The organism is Magnetospirillum moscoviense (genome assembly GCF_001650635.1).
Taxonomy (GTDB): Bacteria; Pseudomonadota; Alphaproteobacteria; order Rhodospirillales; family Magnetospirillaceae; genus Magnetospirillum; species Magnetospirillum moscoviense.
This window is the reverse complement of sequence record NZ_LWQU01000152.1, coordinates 80,450-99,261: the sequence shown is the minus strand read 5'-3', so window position 1 is coordinate 99,261 and position 18,812 is coordinate 80,450. Positions and strand designations below refer to the sequence as shown.

The window sequence follows — 18,812 nt, the reverse complement described above, 5'->3', positions numbered from 1 at the left end:
ATGGCCCTCGCGCCGCCCTTTTTTTGGGCTTACGTCACCAGCCAATAGAAGCAGGCGGCGACCAGGCCGGCGGCGGGGATGGTGCAGACCCAGGCGACCACGATGTTGGCGGCCAGGCCCCAGCGCACCGCACTGGCCCGCCTGATCGAGCCGACGCCGACGATGGCGCCGGTGATGGTGTGGGTGGTGGAAACCGGAATGCCCAGCCAAGTGGCGCCGAACAGGGTCATGGCCCCGGCGGTTTCGGCGCAGAAGCCCTGGAACGGCTTCAGGTCGGTGATCTTCGAGCCCATGGTCTTGACGATGCGCCAGCCGCCCATCAAGGTGCCCAGGCCCATGGCGGTCTGCGCCGCCATCACCACCCAGAACGGCACATAGAAGCTGTCGCCCAGATAGCCTTGCGAAAACAGCAGGACGGCGATGATGCCCATGGTCTTCTGGGCGTCGTTGCCGCCGTGACCCAGCGAATACAGCGCAGCCGACACCAATTGCAAATGGCGGAATCCGCGATCGACCAGGAACGGCGTCGCCCGGCGCAGCGCCCAGCTGACCAGGATCATCAGCATCACCGCCAGCATGAAGCCCGACAACGGCGAGCCGACGATGGCCAGCGCCGTCTTGGTGAAGCCGGCGCTGGACAGCCCGCCCAGACCGGCCTTGGCGATCGCCGCACCGGCCAGGCCGCCGATCAAGGCGTGCGACGACGATGACGGGAAGCCCAGCCACCAGGTGAACAGGTTCCAGAAGATGGCGCCGACCAGGGCGGCCAGGATGATGAACGGATCGACGACGCTGGGCTGGACGATGCCGGTGCCGACGGTCTTGGCCACATGCAGGCCGAAGAACAGGAAGGCGATGAAGTTGAAGAAGGCGGCCCAGGCGACGGCGTATTTCGGCGGCAGCACCCGGGTCGAGACCACGGTGGCGATCGAGTTGGCGGCGTCGTGCAGGCCGTTGATGAAGTCGAAGGCCAGCGCCACCACGATGATGGCGATCAGGGCCGGCAGGCTGAGCGTGACCGCGTCCATGGGATCACACGTGATCCAGAAGGATGCCTTCGATCAGGTCGGCGACATCGTCGCAACGGTCGGTGACCGTCTCCAGCAGTTCATAGACCTCTTTGCGGCCCAGGAACTCGATCGAGGACGGCCCATTGGCGATCAGTTCCGACAGAGCGGTGCGAAGCAGACGGTCGGCGTCGCTTTCGATCTTGCCGACCTGCTCGCACAGGCCGTTGATGGTGGCGACGTTGCGGTTGACGTCGTGCAGCAGCGGGATGGCCTGGGTCAGCAGCACGGCCGACTTCTCGATCATCGCCGCCAGTTCCAGCATGCGCGGGCTGAAGGTCTCCAGCCGGTACAGAGCGGCGCGCTGGGCCACTTCCTCGATCAGGTCGATGGCGTCGTCCAGGGCGGTCGAAAGCGCGTGGATGTCGGAACGGTCGAACGGGGTGATGAAGGCCTTGTGCAGCGAGACCAAGGTGTCGCGGGCGATGGCGTCGGCCTGGCCTTCGATGGTGCAGACTTCCTTGAACTTGGCGTCGCGGTCGGGGCCAGACGCCTGCATCATCGCCGTCAGCGCCTGGGCGCCCGACACCATGCAGGCGGCATGGGCGGTGAAATTCTCGACGAATTGCTCTTCCTTCGGCATGAGCTTGCGAAGCAGGCGAAGAAACATGGCTGTCCCCGTGATGGTGTCACAAAATCGTCATATCACATTGGTCGGCATTCGTCTTCCCGCGATGCAGCGAGTCAGGCCCAGCGCGAGCCGAAATCCAGCAGGATCGGCACCAATTCGGGCTCGCCGACGATGGTGGCGGCCTCGGCGGGGGTGAACCAGCGGCGTTCGCGCTGGTTTTGCTCGGGCCAGGTGCCGCGCTCGGCCTCGACGCGGAGCAGGTAGACCTTGACCAGGACCGGGCGCTCGGTGCCGCTTTTCAGCCGCTTGGTGCTGGCGAAGGAGGCGAAGGCCTTCTTGGCGATGCTGCCCTTCAGGCCGGCCTCTTCATAGGCTTCGGCCTTGGCCACCTCGTGCGGCTTCAGGTCCTTTTCCGGCTGGCCCTTGGGCAGAATCCACCGCTTGGTCTCACGCGAGGTGACCAGCATGACCAACGCCTTGCCGTCCTCGACCTTGTAAGGAAGCGCGGCGAATTGGATTCCTTGGCTGTGGGCTGGCAACGAGGGACCGCCGAGGCAGGAGAAAGGGAAGGGCGTTTGTGACAGTTTTATGACCTGAGTCAAGAAACTTCGCGCCCCTCCCTAGAATGCTACTCCTTGAACTTCTTGGCGATCAATTCATTCAGCATGGCTGGGTTGGCCTTGCCCTGGGTGGCCTTCATCACCTGGCCGACGAACCAGCCCATCAGCTTGTCCTTGCCGCCCTTGACCTCGGCCACCTTGTCGGGGTTGGCGGCGAACACCTCGTCGATGGCCTTCTCGATGGCGCCGGTGTCGGTGACCTGCTTCAGGCCCTTTTCCTCGACGATGGCGGCCGGGCTCTTGCCGGATTCCACCATGAAGATGAAGACGTCCTTGGCCAGGCGGGTCGAGATGGTGCCGTCCTTGATCAGGTCGATCATGCCGCCCAGGTTGGCGGCGGTGACCGGCGGCTTCTCCCACGAATAATCGCCGGAATTCATGGTGGCGAAGAAGTCGCCCATGATCCAGTTGGCGGCCATCTTGGAATCGCGGCCCTTGGCGACCTCCTCGAAGAAGTCGGCCGAGGCGCGCTCGGCCACCAGCACGCCGGCATCATAGGCGTTCAGGCCGAAATCGGCCATGAAGCGGGCCTTCTTGTCGTCGGGCAGTTCGGGCAGGGTGGCCTTGATGCCATCGACGAAATTCTGCCCGATCACCAGGGGCAGCAGGTCGGGGTCGGGGAAATAGCGGTAATCGTGGGCGTGTTCCTTCGACCGCATCGAGCGGGTCTCGCCCTTGCCGGAATCGAACAGCCGGGTTTCCTGGCGGATGTCGCCGCCCGATTCGTAGACGTCGATATGGCGCCGGGCCTCGTATTCGATGGCCTGCTGGACGAAGCGGATCGAGTTGACGTTCTTGATCTCGCAGCGGGTGCGCAGGCCCTGCTCGCCGACCGGGCGGACCGAGACGTTGGCGTCGCAGCGCATGCTGCCTTCCTGCATGTTGCCGTCGCAGGTTTCCAGATAGCGCAGGATAGTGCGCAGCTTGGTCAGATAGGCACCGGCTTCTTCCGGGCTGCGCATGTCGGGCTTCGAGACGATTTCCATCAAGGCCACGCCCGAACGGTTCAGGTCGATGAACGACTTGGTCGGGTGCTGGTCGTGCATCGACTTGCCGGCATCTTGTTCCAGATGCAGGCGCTCGATGCCCACCGCCTTGGTCGTGCCGTCGGGCAGGTCGATCAGCAGTGTACCCTCGCCGACGATCGGCAGTTCATACTGGCTGATCTGATAGCCCTGCGGCAGGTCGGCATAGAAATAGTTCTTACGGGCGAACACGGATGTCAGGTTGATCTGGGCCTTCAGGCCCAGGCCGGTGCGCACCGCCTGCTCGACGCAGAGCGCGTTGATCACCGGCAGCATGCCGGGAAAGCCGGCATCGACGAAGCTGACCTGGCTGTTGGGCTCGGCGCCGAACTCGGTGGCGGCGCCGGAAAACAGCTTGGCCTTCGAGATGACTTGCGCGTGCACCTCAAGCCCGATGACCAGTTCCCAATCGCCGGTCTCGCCCTGGATCACGTAAGCCATCTCACACACCCTCCGGCACGGCGGTAAAGGACGCGGCTGTCTCCATCACGCCGGCGACCTTGAACAAAGTTTCCTCGTCGAATGGGCGCCCGATCAATTGCAGGCCCAGCGGCAGCCCATCCGAGTTCAGGCCGACCGGCAAGGACAGGCCGGGCAGGCCGGCCAGGCTGGTCGGGATGGTGAACACGTCGTTCAGCCACATGGTCACCGGATCGTCGGTGGTCTCGGTCATGCCGAAGGCGGCCGACGGCGCGGTCGGGGTCAAGATGACATCGACGGTCTGGAACGCCTTGGTGAAATCCTCGGCGATCAGGCGGCGCACCTTCTGGGCCTTGGCGTAATAGGCGTCGTAATAGCCGGCCGACAGGACGTAGGTGCCGATCATGATGCGCCGGCGCACTTCCTTGCCAAAACCGGCGGCGCGGGTCTTCTTGTACATGTCGTCCAGCGAGGTACCGGGCACGCGCAGCCCAAAGCGCACGCCGTCATAGCGGGCCAGGTTCGACGAGGCCTCGGCCGGGGCGACGATGTAATAGACCGGCAGGGCGTACTTGGTGTGCGGCAGGCTGATCTCGACCGGGGTGGCGCCGGCATCCTTCAGCCACTGGATTCCCTGCTCCCACGCCTGCGACACCTCGGCGTTCAGGCCGTCGGGGCGGTATTCCTGCGGGATGCCGACCTTCAGGCCGCGAATGTCGCCGGTCAGCGCGGCAGCGAAGTTGGGCACCGCGACCGGGGCCGAGGTGGAATCCTTGGGATCATGGCCGGCCATGGCGCCCAGCAGCAGGGCGCAATCTTCCACGGTGCGGGCCATCGGGCCGGGCTGGTCCAGCGAGCTGGCGAAGGCGACCACGCCCCAGCGCGAGCAGCGGCCATAGGTCGGCTTGATGCCGGTGATGCCGCAGAAGGCGGCGGGCTGGCGGATCGAGCCGCCGGTATCGGTGCCGGTGGCGCCCATGACCATGCGCGCCGCCACGGCCGCCGCCGAACCGCCCGACGAGCCGCCGGGCACCAGCTTGGCCGACGGATCGGATGTCTTGGTCCAGGGATTGACGGCGCCGCCGTAATAGCTGGTCAGGTTGGACGAGCCCATGGCGAACTCGTCCAGGTTCAGCTTGCCCAAGGATACCGCGCCGGCCGCCTTCAGATTGGCGGTGACGGTGGATTCGTATTGGGGCGTGAAGCCGTCCAGGATGTGGCTGGCCGCACTGGTCAGCACGCCCTTGGTGCAGAACAGATCCTTGATGCCCAGCGGAATGCCGTCCAGCGCGCCGGCCTTGCCGGCCTGGCGCCGGGCGTCGGATTCCTTGGCCTGGTCGCGGGCCATGTCCGGCGTTTCGGTGATGAAGGCGTTCAAGGCACGCTTGGCCTCGGTGGCCTTGATGTGGGCCTCGGTCAGTTCCTCGGCAGTGAACTCGCCCTTGGACAGGCCGTTCAGCGCGCCGGCGATGGTGAGCTTGGTGAGGTTGGTCATTTTGTTTGGCCCTCAAACGCCGGGCGCGCGCATCCGCGCGCTGGGCTTACGCTCGCATTGGCTCGCGGGGCCTGCGTGCGAAGCACGCATCCGATGAATGCCGGCGAAGCCGGCGGGGCCCAGTCGCTACGCTCCATCATTCCACCACCTTCGGCACGGTGAAGAAGCCGTCCATGGCATCGGGGGCGTTGGCCAGCACAGCCTCGGCCTGGTTGCCGTCGGTGACGATGTCGGCGCGCATCGGCAGGCCAAGGTCGGCCACCGAGTTCATCGGGGCGATTCCGTCGGTATTCACTTCCGACAGATGCTCGACGAAGGTCAGGATGCCGGACAATTCGCCGGCCAGATGATCCAGTTCGTCTTCGGGGACGTCGATGCGGGCCAATTCAGCGATGGCGCGCACGGTGCCTTTGTCCAGCGACATGCGAGGGGATACTCCGGCAAACTTTAAAAGGTGCGGTAAAACGGTCGGGACGTTAGCACCCGGTCCTTTCAGGTGCAACCTTAGAGCCGCGCGCCTTTAATCTAAGGCGCGCGGCTCTGGCGAGCATTGAGCGGAGTCGCAGACGTGTGCTCCGCACACAGCGGCCAAGCGGCCGGATGGCTACGCTTAGGCAGAGGGGCAATCAAAATATTAGATCACACAGCGCCACGCTTGGCGCAGGGTGGTCTAAGCCTGGGTCGGCAGCGCGAAGGGCGTTCCGGCCAGGTCGGCGTCGATGGCGGCGACGGCGGCAGCCAGCCGGTCCAGCGCCTCGGCATCGATCCGGCCGGCGCGGGCACAATCCTCGGCTTCGCGCGCCGCCTCGGTCAGTGCGATCAGGCCCAGGTTCGAAGCGGCGCCCTTGATGGTGTGGGCCTGGCGGCGCACGGTGTCGCAATCGCCGGCCTGGCGAGCCCGCACGATCTCCTCGGCCCGGTGGATGGCGTCGGCGCGTAGGCCGGTCAGCAATCCGGCCACGGTGTCGGTGTCAAGGTCCTCGGCCAGCGAGGTTAGTGCTGCGAAATCGACACGCTCGGAAGCGGCCGGAACGTTCGTCTCGGCCGGTCGGCACAGGCTGGGCGGCAACTGGGCGTAGCGGGCCAGAAGCTCGATCAGCTTGGTCCGGTCGATCGGCTTGCTGATATAGCCGTTCATGCCGGCGGCCAGACAAATCTGGTCGTCGCCCTGCATGGCGTTGGCGGTCATGGCGACGATCGGGATGGCCGCCGCCGGCAGAGGCAGGCCGCGAATGACGCGGGTGGCTTCCAGGCCGTCCATCTCCGGCATCTGCACGTCCATCAGGATCAGGTCATAGGGGAACGACCGCGCCGCCTCGACCGCTTCCTGGCCATCGCTGGCGACATCGACGAAATGGCCCAGCTTGCGCAGCAAGCCGGTGGCGACCTGCTGATTGACCGGATTGTCCTCGGCGACCAGGATGCGAAGCGCGCATTCGGCCGCCGCCGGTCCCGCCGCCGGTGCGGCCATGATGGTCGGATCGTTGCGTCCTCGGTCCGACAGGACGCTTTCCAGCGCATGGATGACCGCGCCCTGGTGCAGCGGCTTGTGCAGGAAGCCGTCAATCATCGCCGCCACCTTGTCGTCGCGCAATCCTCCCTGCGACGAGGTCAGGATCAGGCGTACGTCGCGGATGGTCGGTTCCGAGCGGATCAAACGGATCAGGTCGGGCCCGGTGATGTCGGGCATCCGCAGGTCGATCAGGGCCGCGTCCCACGGCGTTGCCGTCATTGCCGACATCACCAGGGTGGCGAAGGCCTCGTTGCCGGTGGGCTTGGCCTCAGCCGTCATGCCGGCCGACCGCAATTGCCGGACCAGAATTTCGCAATTGGCCGGGTTGTCATCGACCACCAGGACCCTCTTTCCGGCCAACTCGGCGGTGGAGGGGGCCACTTCGCCCTTCTTGGTCAAGGGCAGGTGGATCCAGAAGGTGCTGCCCTTGCCTTCCTCGCTGTCCAGGCCGATGGTGCCGCCCATCAGCTCGGTCAGGCGCTTCGAGATGGCCAAGCCCAGTCCGGTGCCGCCGAAGCGGCGCGCCGTCGAGGAATCGACCTGGGTGAACATCGAGAACAGCCGGGCCTGGGCCTCGGCGGGAATGCCGATGCCGGTGTCGTGGACGGCGAAGCGGAAGGTCGGGCGGTTTTCGTCGGCAATCTCGATGGCGGCTTCGATGCGCACCGTGCCGGACTGGGTGAACTTCACCGCATTGCCGGCCAGGTTCATCAGGATCTGGCGCAGGCGGCTGGGGTCGCCCTGGACCATCAGGCTGACCGCTGTGTCCAGTTGGCAGGTGATGTCGATGCCCTTGGCGTGGGCGCGCGGCGACAAGATATCGACCACGCTTTCGATCAGCGGTACCAGTTCGAACTCGGTGTCGTCGATGTCGAACTTGCCGGCCTCCATCTTCGAGAAATCCAAGATGTCGTTGATCACCGTCAGCAGCGATTCGCCCGATTCGCGGATGGTTTCGGCGAAATGGCGCTGCTCGGCCGTCAATGGCGTGTCGAGCAGCAGACCGGTCATGCCGATCACCCCGTTCATCGGCGTCCTGATCTCGTGGCTCATGGTGGCCAGGAACTCGGATTTCGCGCGGGTGGCGCTTTCGGCGGCGGCGCGCGCGGTGGCGTTCTCGTCGGCCAGCTGGGTCAATTGCAGGGCTTTTTGCTGCTGCTCCCGGTCAAGGCGCCATACCACGACCACCAGCACGCCATAGACCGTCAGGAACATACCGGCCAGGCCGAAACCCAGCGATTGCTGCTCGTCCTTGGCGGCCTCGACCGAATTGGTGCGGTCGGAATAGATCTCGACGATCGCCTCGACCTCGCCTTGATCGGTCAGCACCGGGACATAGCTGCCGACCACATGGCGGTTGGTGAGTTCGCCTTCGGCGGCCATGAAGCTTTTGCGGAACGACATTTCGGCCGACATCTGGCCCGAGCGAGCCTGCAAGAAGCCCGGGTACATCGACTTGTCGGCACCGATCTGCTCGCGGTTGGTGGAATAAAGGGTGATGCCGGTGGGATCGTAAACCACCACCTTGATGATGTCCGAGCGCCGGGCGAAGCGGCGCATCAATTCGTCGATATAGTCGTTGTCCGGCCATTCGCGCAGGATCGCGGGCGTGCGGCTATCGGGGGGCGGCAGCAGCGGGCGCACCAGCGGCCAGGTCAGGTTAAGGAAGCTGTGCGACAAAGAATGGTTGGCGGCGACCGACGAGGTTTCGATGCCGTTCAAGGCCATGCGCAGGCTGATGGTCATGGTGGCGAAGAACGCCACCAGCAGCATCGTCAGTCCGGTCAGGGCGAAGGTCGCTGTTGCCCGATATCTTGTCCGCATCCCCGTCTTTCCGGCTCGCGAGGCCAAACTCAATGATGCCTTTATAACCCGGAAGTATGAATAGCCTATCGCGCGAAGGCGAACCGCCGATGAATGGCCTGTGAGCTTAGTGGGGATGCTCGCGGCCGTACCAGCGGGCCACCATGGCGCGGATCACCACATAGAAGATCGGCGTGAAGATCAGGCCGAACAAGGTGACGCCCAGCATTCCCGAAAACACCGCGGTCCCCAACGACTGGCGCATCTCGGCACCGGCGCCGATACCCCACACCAGCGGTGCGACGCCCAGCACGAAGGCCAGCGAGGTCATCAGGATCGGCCGCAAGCGGGTGCGGGCGGCATGCACGGCGGCGTCGATCCGGTTCATGCCGTCGACGCTTTCGGCCTGACGGGCGAACTCGACGATCAGGATGGCGTTCTTGGCCGCCAGTCCGATCAGCACGATGAAGCCGATCTGGGCCAGGATGTTGATGGGCAGGCCGCGCACCAGCAGGCCGGAAATGCCGGCCAGCAGGCACATCGGAACGATCAGTACCACCGCCAGCGGCAAGGACCAGCTTTCGTACTGGGCGGCTAGCAGCAGGAAGACGAACAACACCGAGGCGGCGAACACCAAAAGACCGTTATTGCCGGCCAGGATTTCCTGCAAGGCCAGTTCGGTCCATTCGAAGCCGAACCCTTCCGGCAGCCGTTCATTGGCCAAGGTGCGCATGGCATCCAGCGCATAGCCCGAGGAATAGCCGGGCATCGCAGCACCTTGCAACTCGGCTGCCGGGTACAGGTTATAGCGCGGCACGCGGTAGGGGCCGGTGTCGTAATTGAACGACGCCACCGAGCCGATGGGCACCATCTGGCCCTTGTCGTTCCTGACCTTCAGCGTGGCGATGTCGCGGATGTCGTCGCGGAACGGGGAATCGGCCTGGGCGGTGACCCGGTAGGTGCGGCCGAGGAAGTTGAATTCGTTGACGAACACCGAGCCCAGATAGACCTGCAGCGCCTCGTTGACGCGGTCGGCCGGCACGCCCAGCATCTGGGAGCGAACCCGGTCGAGATCGGCGAAGACGTTCGGGGTGCGGGTGTTGTAAAGGGTGAAGACGTTCATCAGGCCCGGCACCTTGTTGGCCGCCATCATCATGTCGACGGCAACCTCTTCCAGCGCCTTCGATCCGCGCCCGGCCTTGTCTTGCAAGATCATCTTGAAGCCGCCGGCACTGCCGATGCCGCGCACCGGCGGCGGCTGCACGGTGATGATCATCGCCTCTTGGATCGCCCCCATGCGCTTCTTCAGATCGGCGGCGATGACCGACGAATGCAGCCCTTGCGCGGCCCGTTCCTCGAAGCTTTTCAGCGGCACGAAGATCGCCGCCGCGTTCGAGGCGTTGGTGAAGGTCGAGGCGTCCAGTCCGGCGAACGGCACCGCATGGGCGATTCCGGGGGTGGCCAGCATGATCTCGACCGCCTGGCGGACCACCTTGTCGGTGCGGGCCAGGGACGAGCCGGCCGGCAATTGCACGATGTTGATCAGGTAGCCCTGGTCCTGGTCTGGGATGAAGCCCTTGGGCGTGGTGGCGAACTGCCACCCGGCCACACCGATCAGTCCACCATAGAGAACCAGCATCAAGACACTCATCCGCAGCACCTTGCGGGTCAGGCTGCCATAGCCGCCGGCCAGGCGGTCGAAGCCTTTGTTGAAGGCGGCGAAGAAATTGTGCACAGGGTGGGTCCAGGCCGGCCCGGACAGCTTGGGCTCGGCGTGATGGGCCTGGAACAGCAATGCGCACAGGGCTGGGGATAAGGTGAGTGATACGATCAGTGAGATGATGGTCGAGGCCGAGATGGTCACGGCGAATTGCTTGAAGAAGGCGCCCGAGATGCCGGGGATGAAGGCGGCGGGGATGAACACCGCGCACAGCACCAGGGCGATCGAGATCAGCGCGGACCCCACCTCGTCCATGGTGACGTGGGCGGCGTTGCGGGGGCTCATGCCCTCGCGGATGTTGCGCTCGACGTTTTCCACCACGACGATGGCGTCATCGACGACGATGCCGACCGCCAGCACCAGCCCGAACAGCGACAGGTTGTTGAGCGAATAGCCCAGCGCCGACAGCACCGCGAAGGTACCGACCAGCGACACAGGGATCGCCACCACCGGCACCACCGAGGCCCGCCAGGTCTGCAGGAACAGCACGACCACCACCACCACCAGGGCCATGGCCTCGAAGATGGTGGTGTTGACCGCCGACACCGACTGGGCGATGAACTGGGTGGGGTTGTAGGGCACGTCATAGCGCACCCCGGGCGGGAAGGCCTTCGACAGCTCCTCCATCTTCTTCAACAGGCGCTCGGCGGTGGCCAGCGCGTTGGAACCGGGGCGCTGGAACACCGCGACCGGAACCGCCGGGCGGCGGTCGAGATAGCCGTTCAGGCTGTAATCCTGGGCTCCCAACTCGATGCGGGCGATGTCCTTCAGGCGGGTGACGCGGCCTTCGGCATCGGTCTTGACGATGACGTTGCCGAACTGGGCCGGCTCGGTCAGGCGGCCTTGGGTCTGCACGCTGAACTGGAAGGCACCCTGATCGGGCATCGGCGGCGCGTTCAGCATGCCGGCGGCGACCTGGACGTTCTGCGATTGCAGTGCGCGCACCACCTCGCCGCCGGTCAGGTTGCGCGCCGCCGCCTTGTCGGGGTCCAGCCACACCCGCATGGCATAATCGCGGGCGCCGAACACGCGAACGTCGCCGACACCGTCCAGGCGGGCCAGCACGTCCATGATCTGCAGCGTGGCATAATTGGACAGATAGATCTGATCGCGCGATTCATCGGGCGACGAGATGTGGATCACCATCAGCATGTCGGGCGAGTTCTTCGCCACGGTGACGCCGATGCGCTTGACCTCGTCGGGCAGGCGGGCCTGGGCGATGGCGACGCGGTTTTGCACCAGCACCTGGGCGGTGTCGAGATTGGTGCCCAGCGCGAAGGTGATGGTGAGCCGCAGGTTGCCGTCGCCGGTGGCCTGGCTGCTCATGTACAGCATGTTCTCGACGCCGTTGATCTGCTGTTCCAGGGGCGTCGCCACCGTTTCCGACACCACCCGCGCCGAGGCGCCGGGATAGGATGCCGAGACGATGATGGTCGGCGGCGCGATTTCCGGGTATTGCGCCACCGGCAGGGTGAAATAGGCGATGGCGCCGATGATGGTGATCAGCGCCGACACCACGGTCGCGAAGATCGGGCGGTCGATGAAGAAGTGGGAAAGGCGCATGACTGGCGCCCCCTACTTGATGGTGCCGGGCTGGGCCGTCACCTTCGATCCGGGTCTGGCCCGCAGCAGGCCGTTGATCACCACCTGATCGTCGGGGCCGATCCCCGACCGGACGATGCGCAGGCCGTCGATCAGGCCGCCGATCTCGACCGGGCGCGGCGCCACCGTGCCGTCGGGGGTGACGGTCATCACGATCTTGCGGTTCTGGTCGGTCACCACGGCGGCATCGGGCAGCAGCAGCGCCTCGAACGGAGCGGTGGCCGGCATGCGGATGCGGCCGAAGGCGCCGGGCGCGATGAAATTGTCGGTATTGGCGATGGTGGCCCGCGCCCGGATGGTGCCGCTGGCCTTGTCCAACTGGTTGTCGATGAAGGTCAGGCGACCCTTGCGGCCCCAGGCCTTCTCGTCCATCAGGCGCAGTTCGACCGGCACGTCCAGTTGGCCCTGGGCCGACACCGCGCCGTGTACCCGCTGGAAGGCCAGCAGGTCGGCCTCGCTCATGTCGAAGGTGAAGTAAAGCGGGTCCTGCGAGACGATGGTGGTCAGCAAGGTCGGCGTGGTGGTCGCCGACACCAGATTGCCGATGCTGATCTGGCGCGCACCCACCCGGCCCGACACCGGGGCGGTGATGCGGGTGAATTGCAGGTTCAACTCGGCCTCGCGCACGGCGGCACGGGCGGCTTCGGCGGCGGCGCCGGCGCCTTTGGACTCGGTCTGGCGCTGGTCCAGCAGGGTCTGGGGGGCGTAGTCGCGCCGCTGCAACTCGTCGACGCGGGACAATTGGCGGCCGGCGAAGTCGCGGCTGCTGGATGCCTGGTCCAGCTTGGCCCGGGCCGAGGCCAGGGCGATTTCATGGGGGCGGGGATCGATGGTGAACAACAGGTCGCCCTTTTGCACCATCTGGCCGTCGGCGAAGTGGATGTCGGTCAGATAGCCGCCGACCCGGGCGCGCAGCTCGACATGATCGACGGCGGCGAACTGGCCGGTGAATTCCAGCCATTCGGTGACCGAGCGCTTGACCGGGGCCGACACCGTCACCGGCGGCGCACCGCCGGGACCGCCGGCCTGTGGGGCGGCAGAAGCGGGGGCGGGGGCGGTCTGGCGCGAGGCGAAATAGATTCCCGCCCCCAGGATCGTGGCCAGAACCAAGGCGATCCCGACGATCGGACGAGAGAAGAAGCGCGCCATCACCAACCCCGAACCAGCGTGTTTCAATGCAGCTGGACAGTAAGTGAGCTTCTGAAAACCCTGTCAATCGCCAAGGCGGCGGGGCGGGTGATTCTTTGGTCTGTAGGCGCTTGCAAGGCGGCTCGGCATCCGGGACGGGGTGATCTGACGGCGGTCAGGTTGCGGCCATAAGCACGAGGGCAACTCAGTATGAAAAGCCACTTATCCCATGGGGTGTCATGGCGACCGGCCACATATCTCAGAAGTAGCAGAGCGGCCTTGACTTGCGGACAAAGTTCCTGCATTGTTCCCATCCGACTTGGCGTGGTCATGAGGAGGTGGTGGTGCGGACATTTTTTAGGGGGTGGCCCCATGCGGGCATGGTCGCCTTCATCTGTGCGATGCTGACGTCGCAACATCTCTCTGCCGCCGACCGTCTTCCGCGTCTCGATGCCAAGGACTTGGTGCCTATCACCCACGGTCCTAATTGGGTCGATCTGGACGGGGACGGACGCAAGGATCTGGTGGTGAAGTCGCGGTGGGAGATAAACGGCCCCCATAGCGCCTCTGTCTACAGCATCCAGCGACACCTGGGTTCCAACGACCCCTTCCGCTACGAGGGGCCCGATTGGCATCTGGTTCCTTTCATTGACGGCAGGCGGGATCAGCCCCACGGATTTGAGAGCATTGTTACCCACGAAGGTGCGGACTGCATTTTGCGGGACCTCCGCCTCTTCACCCACGGCAAGGCGCCAAAGACTGAAACCCTGGCCGTGATCGCCGAACGCGAAACAGGCGAAGGGTTCGGTGACGAACGGCCGTTCACGTTCCGGGTGTTCAAATGGCTTCGGGCCAAGGATGTCGGTGATGACGAGGTTCAGAACTTCGTCGGCATCGCTTTTCGCTTGGTCGGCGAGGTGAGGTCCAAGAAGGCCTATTGCGGTGCCAATGAGGCATTTCGAGGTGAGTTCGGCGTTTCGAATCCAGACACCAGTGACGACAGGAGATGAAAATGGGCAACAAGAGCGTTAAGACGAGACGGGAAAACGGCAAGCGCGTGGTCGAATACTACGATGAGGGTGGGAACAAAACAAAAACGCATGTCGATGGTGAGGCGGCGTGGCGCAACAACAATCCCGGCAATATCAAGTGGGATGGCAAGCGCGATCCGGAATTTTTCAAGGACAAGCTGGGTGCTATCGGTTCGGACGGGACCTTTGCGGTCTTCCCAGAGCGGGAGGACGGCTTGGGTGCCAAGACGAAACTGATGAAGGTCGATAGGAAATACAAAGGAACGACCATCTCCGAGGCGATGCATCTCTATGCGCCACCGAACGAGAACAACACCAAGGCCTATCTTGAGTTCATAAAACAGAAGACGGGGATAGACACATCGAAGAAGGTCGATGAATTGTCTGCCGAAGAATACGACAAATTCATGGGGGCCATTCGGGAGTATGAAAGCTCGGGGCCGGAAAAGGGAAAAGGAACCCTCATCGACCACTCCAACGACAAGGCTGCCCCGCCAGCGCCCGGCGGCACGTCACCTAAGAAGAACCCGCAGGCTGGAGCGCTGGAGGATGGAGCCGACGATAACGACACCCTGGTCGCCGGGGCGGGGAATGGCACCCTGCTTGGCGGGGCTGGCAGCGACACCGTCACGGCTGATTCCGCCCCGGCGGAACCTGCGTCGGCACCAGAGCCGGAACAAAAGCAGTCCGAAGGCCCCGCCGATCCCCAGGTGGCGGCGATGGTGGAGATGGCGGGCAAGCCGGTGGACAATCCCGGCCGCGCGGCGCTCTTGAAGCCGGTCGAGAACCTGACCCAGCCCGAGATGATGGACATGATCAACCACGCCCAGGGCGATTATCGCGGGCATCGCTCGGGCGATCCGCTGAAATACCACACCTACGAGAAGGTGCAGGACTGGCACGCCGCCATGTACGGCGACGGCCCGCAACAATATGACGGCGGCAAGCCCATCGAGCAGACGCCCATCCGCCCGATCCCCGAGCAGCCCAGCCCGCACACCACGCCGAACGGCGAGGATCTGTGGCAGGCCACCGCCCGCATCGGCTCCAAGGTGGCCGACGCCGCCGGCAGCGACGGCTATGCGAACGCAGTGACCGGGTTGCAGCGCGGTCTCAACATGCTGAACGCATCCAACCCGTTGCCCAAACGCTCGCCGGCCTATGGCCCCTATACCGGACTGGGTCCGGTGGACGAGGACGGCAAGTACGGCCCGCAGACCGACTTCGCCCTGAAGCACGCCACCGCCCGCCTCGGCCCCGCCAAGGTCGAGGATGGCCTGGCGCTCGGCCGCTTCAACACCTTCGCCCGCAATGCCCAGAAGAACGGCAACCCGGACGGGCTGGAGGACAAGACCCATTCCATCTTCGGCCCGCTGTTCCGGGGATCAGGCGACGACAAAACGCCCAAGGTGGAGGGCGGGGTGTTGCAGGAAACCCTCAACGATCTCGGCTCGCGCAAACGCGACGACTGGGAACCGCTGAAGGTGGACAACTGGATCGGCCCCAAGACGACGCAGGCGTTCGGCTCCGTCCTGCAAGACGAGGATGCCGACGGCCTGACCCGCTCGTTCGGGCGCGGGCTGGGCTTGTTGTGAACCGGCCGGCACAAAAAGAAACCCCCCGGTTATGCACCGGGGGGTAAAGTCTAACAGGGAGGCTTCACGTCTAGGAGACGTAGGACCCGAAGGCCCTGGAAACCCAGGCAAACGGCCTGGGAAACTCGGCGGGAGGGTACAAAATCCGCCTAAACTTGCGAGGTGCTGCGCCGCAGCAACCTGTGCCCTGATATGTACGGGATAACGCATATTGTTGCTATGCAAATAAATTCAGCCATGCCATGCGTTTGACGCATACCAATGGTCAGAACATCCTGGCGGCAGGGGGAATTAAAGGGATTCCTGAATCTTGTGCAGCAGGAAGTCGCGGAAGACGGTGATGCGCTTGGAATGGCGCAGTTCTTCCGGGTAGACGAAATAGACGTCGACCTTGGGGCCCTTCAGTTCGGGCAGGATATTGACCAGGGCGTCGGCCTCGGTCGACAGGTAGTCGGGCATCGCGGCGATGCCCAGGCCCGACTTCACCGCACGGTAGATGCCGTAGATGTTGTTGACCTCAAGCACCGGGTGGCGCGGCCGCGCCGGCTGGGCGCCGGCTTCCAGCAGCCAGTTGACGTTGGATACCGGCGGCGACACGCGCGCATCGTCGCCATAGACGATGATGTGGTGGTTGTCCAAATCCTCGGGCGTGGTCGGAACGCCATGCTTCTTCAAATATTCCGGCGAGGCGTAGACGTTGTAATTCATGGTCAGCAGATGGCGCTGGATCAGGTCGGGCTGACGCGGCGGCATCATGCGGATGGCGACATCGGCCTCGCGCATTGCCAGGTCCAACTCGCCGTCATACAGCACCATGGTCAGGGCGATGTCGGGATATAGGTCCAGGAAATCCTTGATGCGCGGCGTCAGCCACAGGCTGCCGAAGGCGACGGTGGTGGTGACCTTCAACGGGCCTTGCGGCCGTTCGCGGCTTTCGGTCAGCAGGGCCTCGGTCATGGCCAGCTTGGAAAAGATTTCGCGGGCGGTCTTGTACAGCAGCTCGCCCTGCTCGGTCAGGATCAGGCCGCGGGCGTGGCGATGGAACAGCGGCAGGTTCAGGCTTTCTTCCAGCGCGCTGATCTGGCGGCTGACCGCCGACTGGCTGAGGTTCAGGACCTCTCCGGCGTGGGTGAAGCTGCCCGCTTCGGCCACGGCGTGGAAGACCCTGAGTTTATCCCAATCCATGATCCCTGGAAGGCCCCCCGGCCTGACTTGTCGTTATTGCCGGCCGGTCCCATGGATGGGGCCGGCCGGTTAGGGAAACACTGTGCCGGAACTTAAGACCCATGTCCATGTGCGGCGAGGAAGCGTTCCGCCTCGAGCGCAGCCATGCAGCCGGTGCCGGCGGCGGTGACCGCCTGGCGGAACACCTTGTCCTGAACGTCGCCGGCGGCGAACAAGCCGGGCAGGTTGGTGGCGGTCGAACCGGGGGTGGTGATGATATAACCCTCGTCGTCGATGGTCACCCTTCCCTTGAACAATTCGGTGTTGGGCGAATGGCCGATGGCGACGAACACGCCGTCGCACGACAGTTCGCTGGTGGCGTTGGTCTTGACGTTCTTCAGGCGGACCGAGGTGACCACCGGCGGTGTGCCCGAGCCCAGGATCTCATCGACGACGCTGTCCCACACCACGGCTACCTTGGGGTTGGCGAACAGGCGGTCCTGGGCGATCTTTTCGGCGCGGAGCGAATCGCGGCGATGGATCAAGGTCACCTTCGAGGCGATGCCCGACAGGTAGATGGCTTCCTCGACCGCCGAGTTGCCGCCGCCGACCACCACCACTTCCTTGTTGCGGAAGAAGAAGCCGTCGCAGGTGGCGCAGGCCGACACGCCGAAGCCCTGATAGGTCTTTTCCGACGGGATGCCCAGCCAGCGGGCGGTGGCGCCGGTGCAGACGATCAAGGTGTCGCCGATATATTCGTCGCCGGAATCGCCCTTGGCCACGAACGGGCGCTTGGACAGATCGACCTCGACGATGGTGTCGTAGAGGAACTGGGCGCCGACATGCTCGGCCTGGGCCTGCATCTGCTCCATCAGCCAGGGGCCCTGGACCGCTTCGGCGAAGCCGGGGAAATTCTCGACATCGGTGGTGATGGTCAACTGACCGCCCGGCTGCAGGCCGGCGACCAGGATGGGCTCCAGATTGGCGCGCGCGGCGTAGATCGCCGCGGTGCAGCCGGCCGGACCGGAACCGAGAATCAGGACCTTGGTGCGATGGGTAGCCATGGATATTCCCTTTGATTTATCGCCTGAGAATAAGTCGAGGGCGGCGTCCGTGCAAGCCGGCGCACAACCAAAAAAGGGCGCGAGTGACTCGCGCCCTTTCGGATCGACCCTTGTTGAAAGGGGGATTACAGCTCGCCGGCGTGCTTGGCCAGGTATTCGGCGACGCCGGCCGGGTTGGCCTTCATGCCGGCCTTGCCCTTCTGCCAGCCGGCGGGGCAGACCTCGCCATGCTCTTCATGGAACTGCAGGGCGTCGACCAGGCGCAGCATCTCGTCGACATTGCGGCCCAGCGGCAGGTTGTTGACGTGGGCGACCTGCACGTTGCCGGCCTTGTCGATCAGGAACGAACCGCGAAGCGCCACGGCGTCGTTGATCAGCACGCCATAGGACTTGGCGATCGACTTGGTCAGGTCGGCGACCATCGGGAACTGGACGTTGCCCAGGCCGCCCTTCTCGACGGCAGTGTTCTTCCAGGCCAGGTGGGTGAAGTGGGAATCGACCGACACCGCGACGACCTTGCAGTTCTTTTCGGCCAGGGCCTTGACGCGGTGGTCGTGGGCCAGGATTTCCGACGGGCAGACGAAGGTGAAGTCCAGCGGGTAGAAGAACACCAAGCCATACGAACCGGCCAGATAGGACTTCAGGTTGAACGCCTGCTCGATCGAATTGTCGGGCATGACGGCGGGCGCGGTGAAGTCGGGGGCGGCCTTGGTCACCAGGCTCAGCGGATTGACGGCGTCGGACATCCTTCGGTCTCCATATACAAAATGGGGTTAAGCGAATTCAGAGACGATAATCTAGCTGGGTCGCGGTGGTTGTACAAGGTGGAATGATTGTAAAGTGGCTCCCATCCCCTGATTGGGTAGACCTTTCCGTCGAAGCGACCTTTCCCGGGCTTTGTTGGAATAGTTCGCGTCGGCGGAATCGCGGGCTTGGCGGATGCGCGAAGGCTTGGTAATATAATTTCGTGAAACACCGTCCTTTTGGAGTCCCT

The 18,812-nt window shown here is 64.3% G+C and carries 14 protein-coding genes; 2 read left to right on the top strand and 12 right to left on the bottom strand.

The window, feature by feature from the left end; genetic code table 11:
• Positions 1 to 29: 29 nt before the first annotated feature.
• From A6A05_RS13535 to A6A05_RS13495, 9 genes are all read right to left on the bottom strand, one after another.
• Positions 30 to 1,028: an inorganic phosphate transporter gene (locus tag A6A05_RS13535; protein ID WP_068502090.1), complete on the bottom strand. Its 999-nt coding sequence runs from the start codon at positions 1,026 to 1,028 to the stop codon at positions 30 to 32.
• 4 nt (positions 1,029 to 1,032) lie between these two features.
• Positions 1,033 to 1,677, bottom strand: a complete 645-nt coding sequence (locus tag A6A05_RS13530; RefSeq protein ID WP_068502087.1) for a DUF47 domain-containing protein — start codon at positions 1,675 to 1,677, stop codon at positions 1,033 to 1,035.
• A 74-nt stretch (positions 1,678 to 1,751) separates the two neighbouring features.
• Positions 1,752 to 2,177, bottom strand: a complete 426-nt coding sequence (locus A6A05_RS13525; RefSeq protein ID WP_068502084.1) for an NUDIX hydrolase — start codon at positions 2,175 to 2,177, stop codon at positions 1,752 to 1,754.
• Between the two features lie 89 nt (positions 2,178 to 2,266).
• Positions 2,267 to 3,724 carry an Asp-tRNA(Asn)/Glu-tRNA(Gln) amidotransferase subunit GatB gene (gatB, locus tag A6A05_RS13520; RefSeq protein ID WP_068502081.1) on the bottom strand — a complete coding sequence of 486 codons (1,458 nt, stop codon included), beginning with the start codon at positions 3,722 to 3,724 and terminating at the stop codon, positions 2,267 to 2,269.
• Position 3,725: 1 nt separating this feature from the next.
• Positions 3,726 to 5,198 (bottom strand): Asp-tRNA(Asn)/Glu-tRNA(Gln) amidotransferase subunit GatA, encoded by a 1,473-nt coding sequence (gene gatA, locus A6A05_RS13515; RefSeq protein ID WP_068502078.1) that lies wholly within the window; start codon positions 5,196 to 5,198, stop codon positions 3,726 to 3,728.
• Between the two features lie 136 nt (positions 5,199 to 5,334).
• Complete coding sequence (gene gatC, locus A6A05_RS13510) at positions 5,335 to 5,622, bottom strand: Asp-tRNA(Asn)/Glu-tRNA(Gln) amidotransferase subunit GatC (protein ID WP_068502076.1); 288 nt, start codon at positions 5,620 to 5,622, stop codon at positions 5,335 to 5,337.
• Between the two features lie 246 nt (positions 5,623 to 5,868).
• Positions 5,869 to 8,535 carry a response regulator gene (locus tag A6A05_RS13505; protein ID WP_082910956.1) on the bottom strand — a complete coding sequence of 889 codons (2,667 nt, stop codon included), beginning with the start codon at positions 8,533 to 8,535 and terminating at the stop codon, positions 5,869 to 5,871.
• 106 nt (positions 8,536 to 8,641) lie between these two features.
• Positions 8,642 to 11,797, bottom strand: a complete 3,156-nt coding sequence (locus A6A05_RS13500; protein ID WP_068502070.1) for an efflux RND transporter permease subunit — start codon at positions 11,795 to 11,797, stop codon at positions 8,642 to 8,644.
• Positions 11,798 to 11,809: 12 nt separating this feature from the next.
• The gene (locus tag A6A05_RS13495) at positions 11,810 to 12,985 is read right to left on the bottom strand and encodes an efflux RND transporter periplasmic adaptor subunit (protein WP_068502068.1); all 1,176 of its coding nucleotides are present in this window, start codon (positions 12,983 to 12,985) and stop codon (positions 11,810 to 11,812) included.
• 359 nt (positions 12,986 to 13,344) lie between these two features.
• Here A6A05_RS13495 and A6A05_RS13490 point away from each other — a divergent pair, with 359 nt between their 5' ends.
• Together A6A05_RS13490 and A6A05_RS13485 are read left to right on the top strand one after the other, a co-directional pair.
• Positions 13,345 to 13,974 (top strand): hypothetical protein, encoded by a 630-nt coding sequence (locus A6A05_RS13490; RefSeq protein ID WP_068502064.1) that lies wholly within the window; start codon positions 13,345 to 13,347, stop codon positions 13,972 to 13,974.
• A gap of 2 nt (positions 13,975 to 13,976) precedes the next feature.
• Positions 13,977 to 15,590, top strand: coding sequence for a hypothetical protein (locus A6A05_RS13485; RefSeq protein WP_068502061.1), 1,614 nt, complete (start codon positions 13,977 to 13,979; stop codon positions 15,588 to 15,590).
• A 291-nt stretch (positions 15,591 to 15,881) separates the two neighbouring features.
• Here the strand turns inward: A6A05_RS13485 and A6A05_RS13480 are convergent, their stop codons facing one another.
• From A6A05_RS13480 to A6A05_RS13470, 3 genes are all read right to left on the bottom strand, one after another.
• Positions 15,882 to 16,775, bottom strand: coding sequence for a LysR family transcriptional regulator (locus A6A05_RS13480; protein ID WP_068502058.1), 894 nt, complete (start codon positions 16,773 to 16,775; stop codon positions 15,882 to 15,884).
• A 92-nt stretch (positions 16,776 to 16,867) separates the two neighbouring features.
• A complete protein-coding gene (gene trxB, locus A6A05_RS13475) occupies positions 16,868 to 17,818 on the bottom strand; it encodes a thioredoxin-disulfide reductase (RefSeq protein ID WP_068502053.1) in 951 nt (316 codons plus the stop codon).
• A gap of 125 nt (positions 17,819 to 17,943) precedes the next feature.
• Entirely contained in the window at positions 17,944 to 18,564 is a 621-nt protein-coding gene (locus A6A05_RS13470; RefSeq protein ID WP_068502050.1) for a peroxiredoxin, read from the bottom strand.
• Between the last annotated feature and the right edge of the window lie 248 nt (positions 18,565 to 18,812).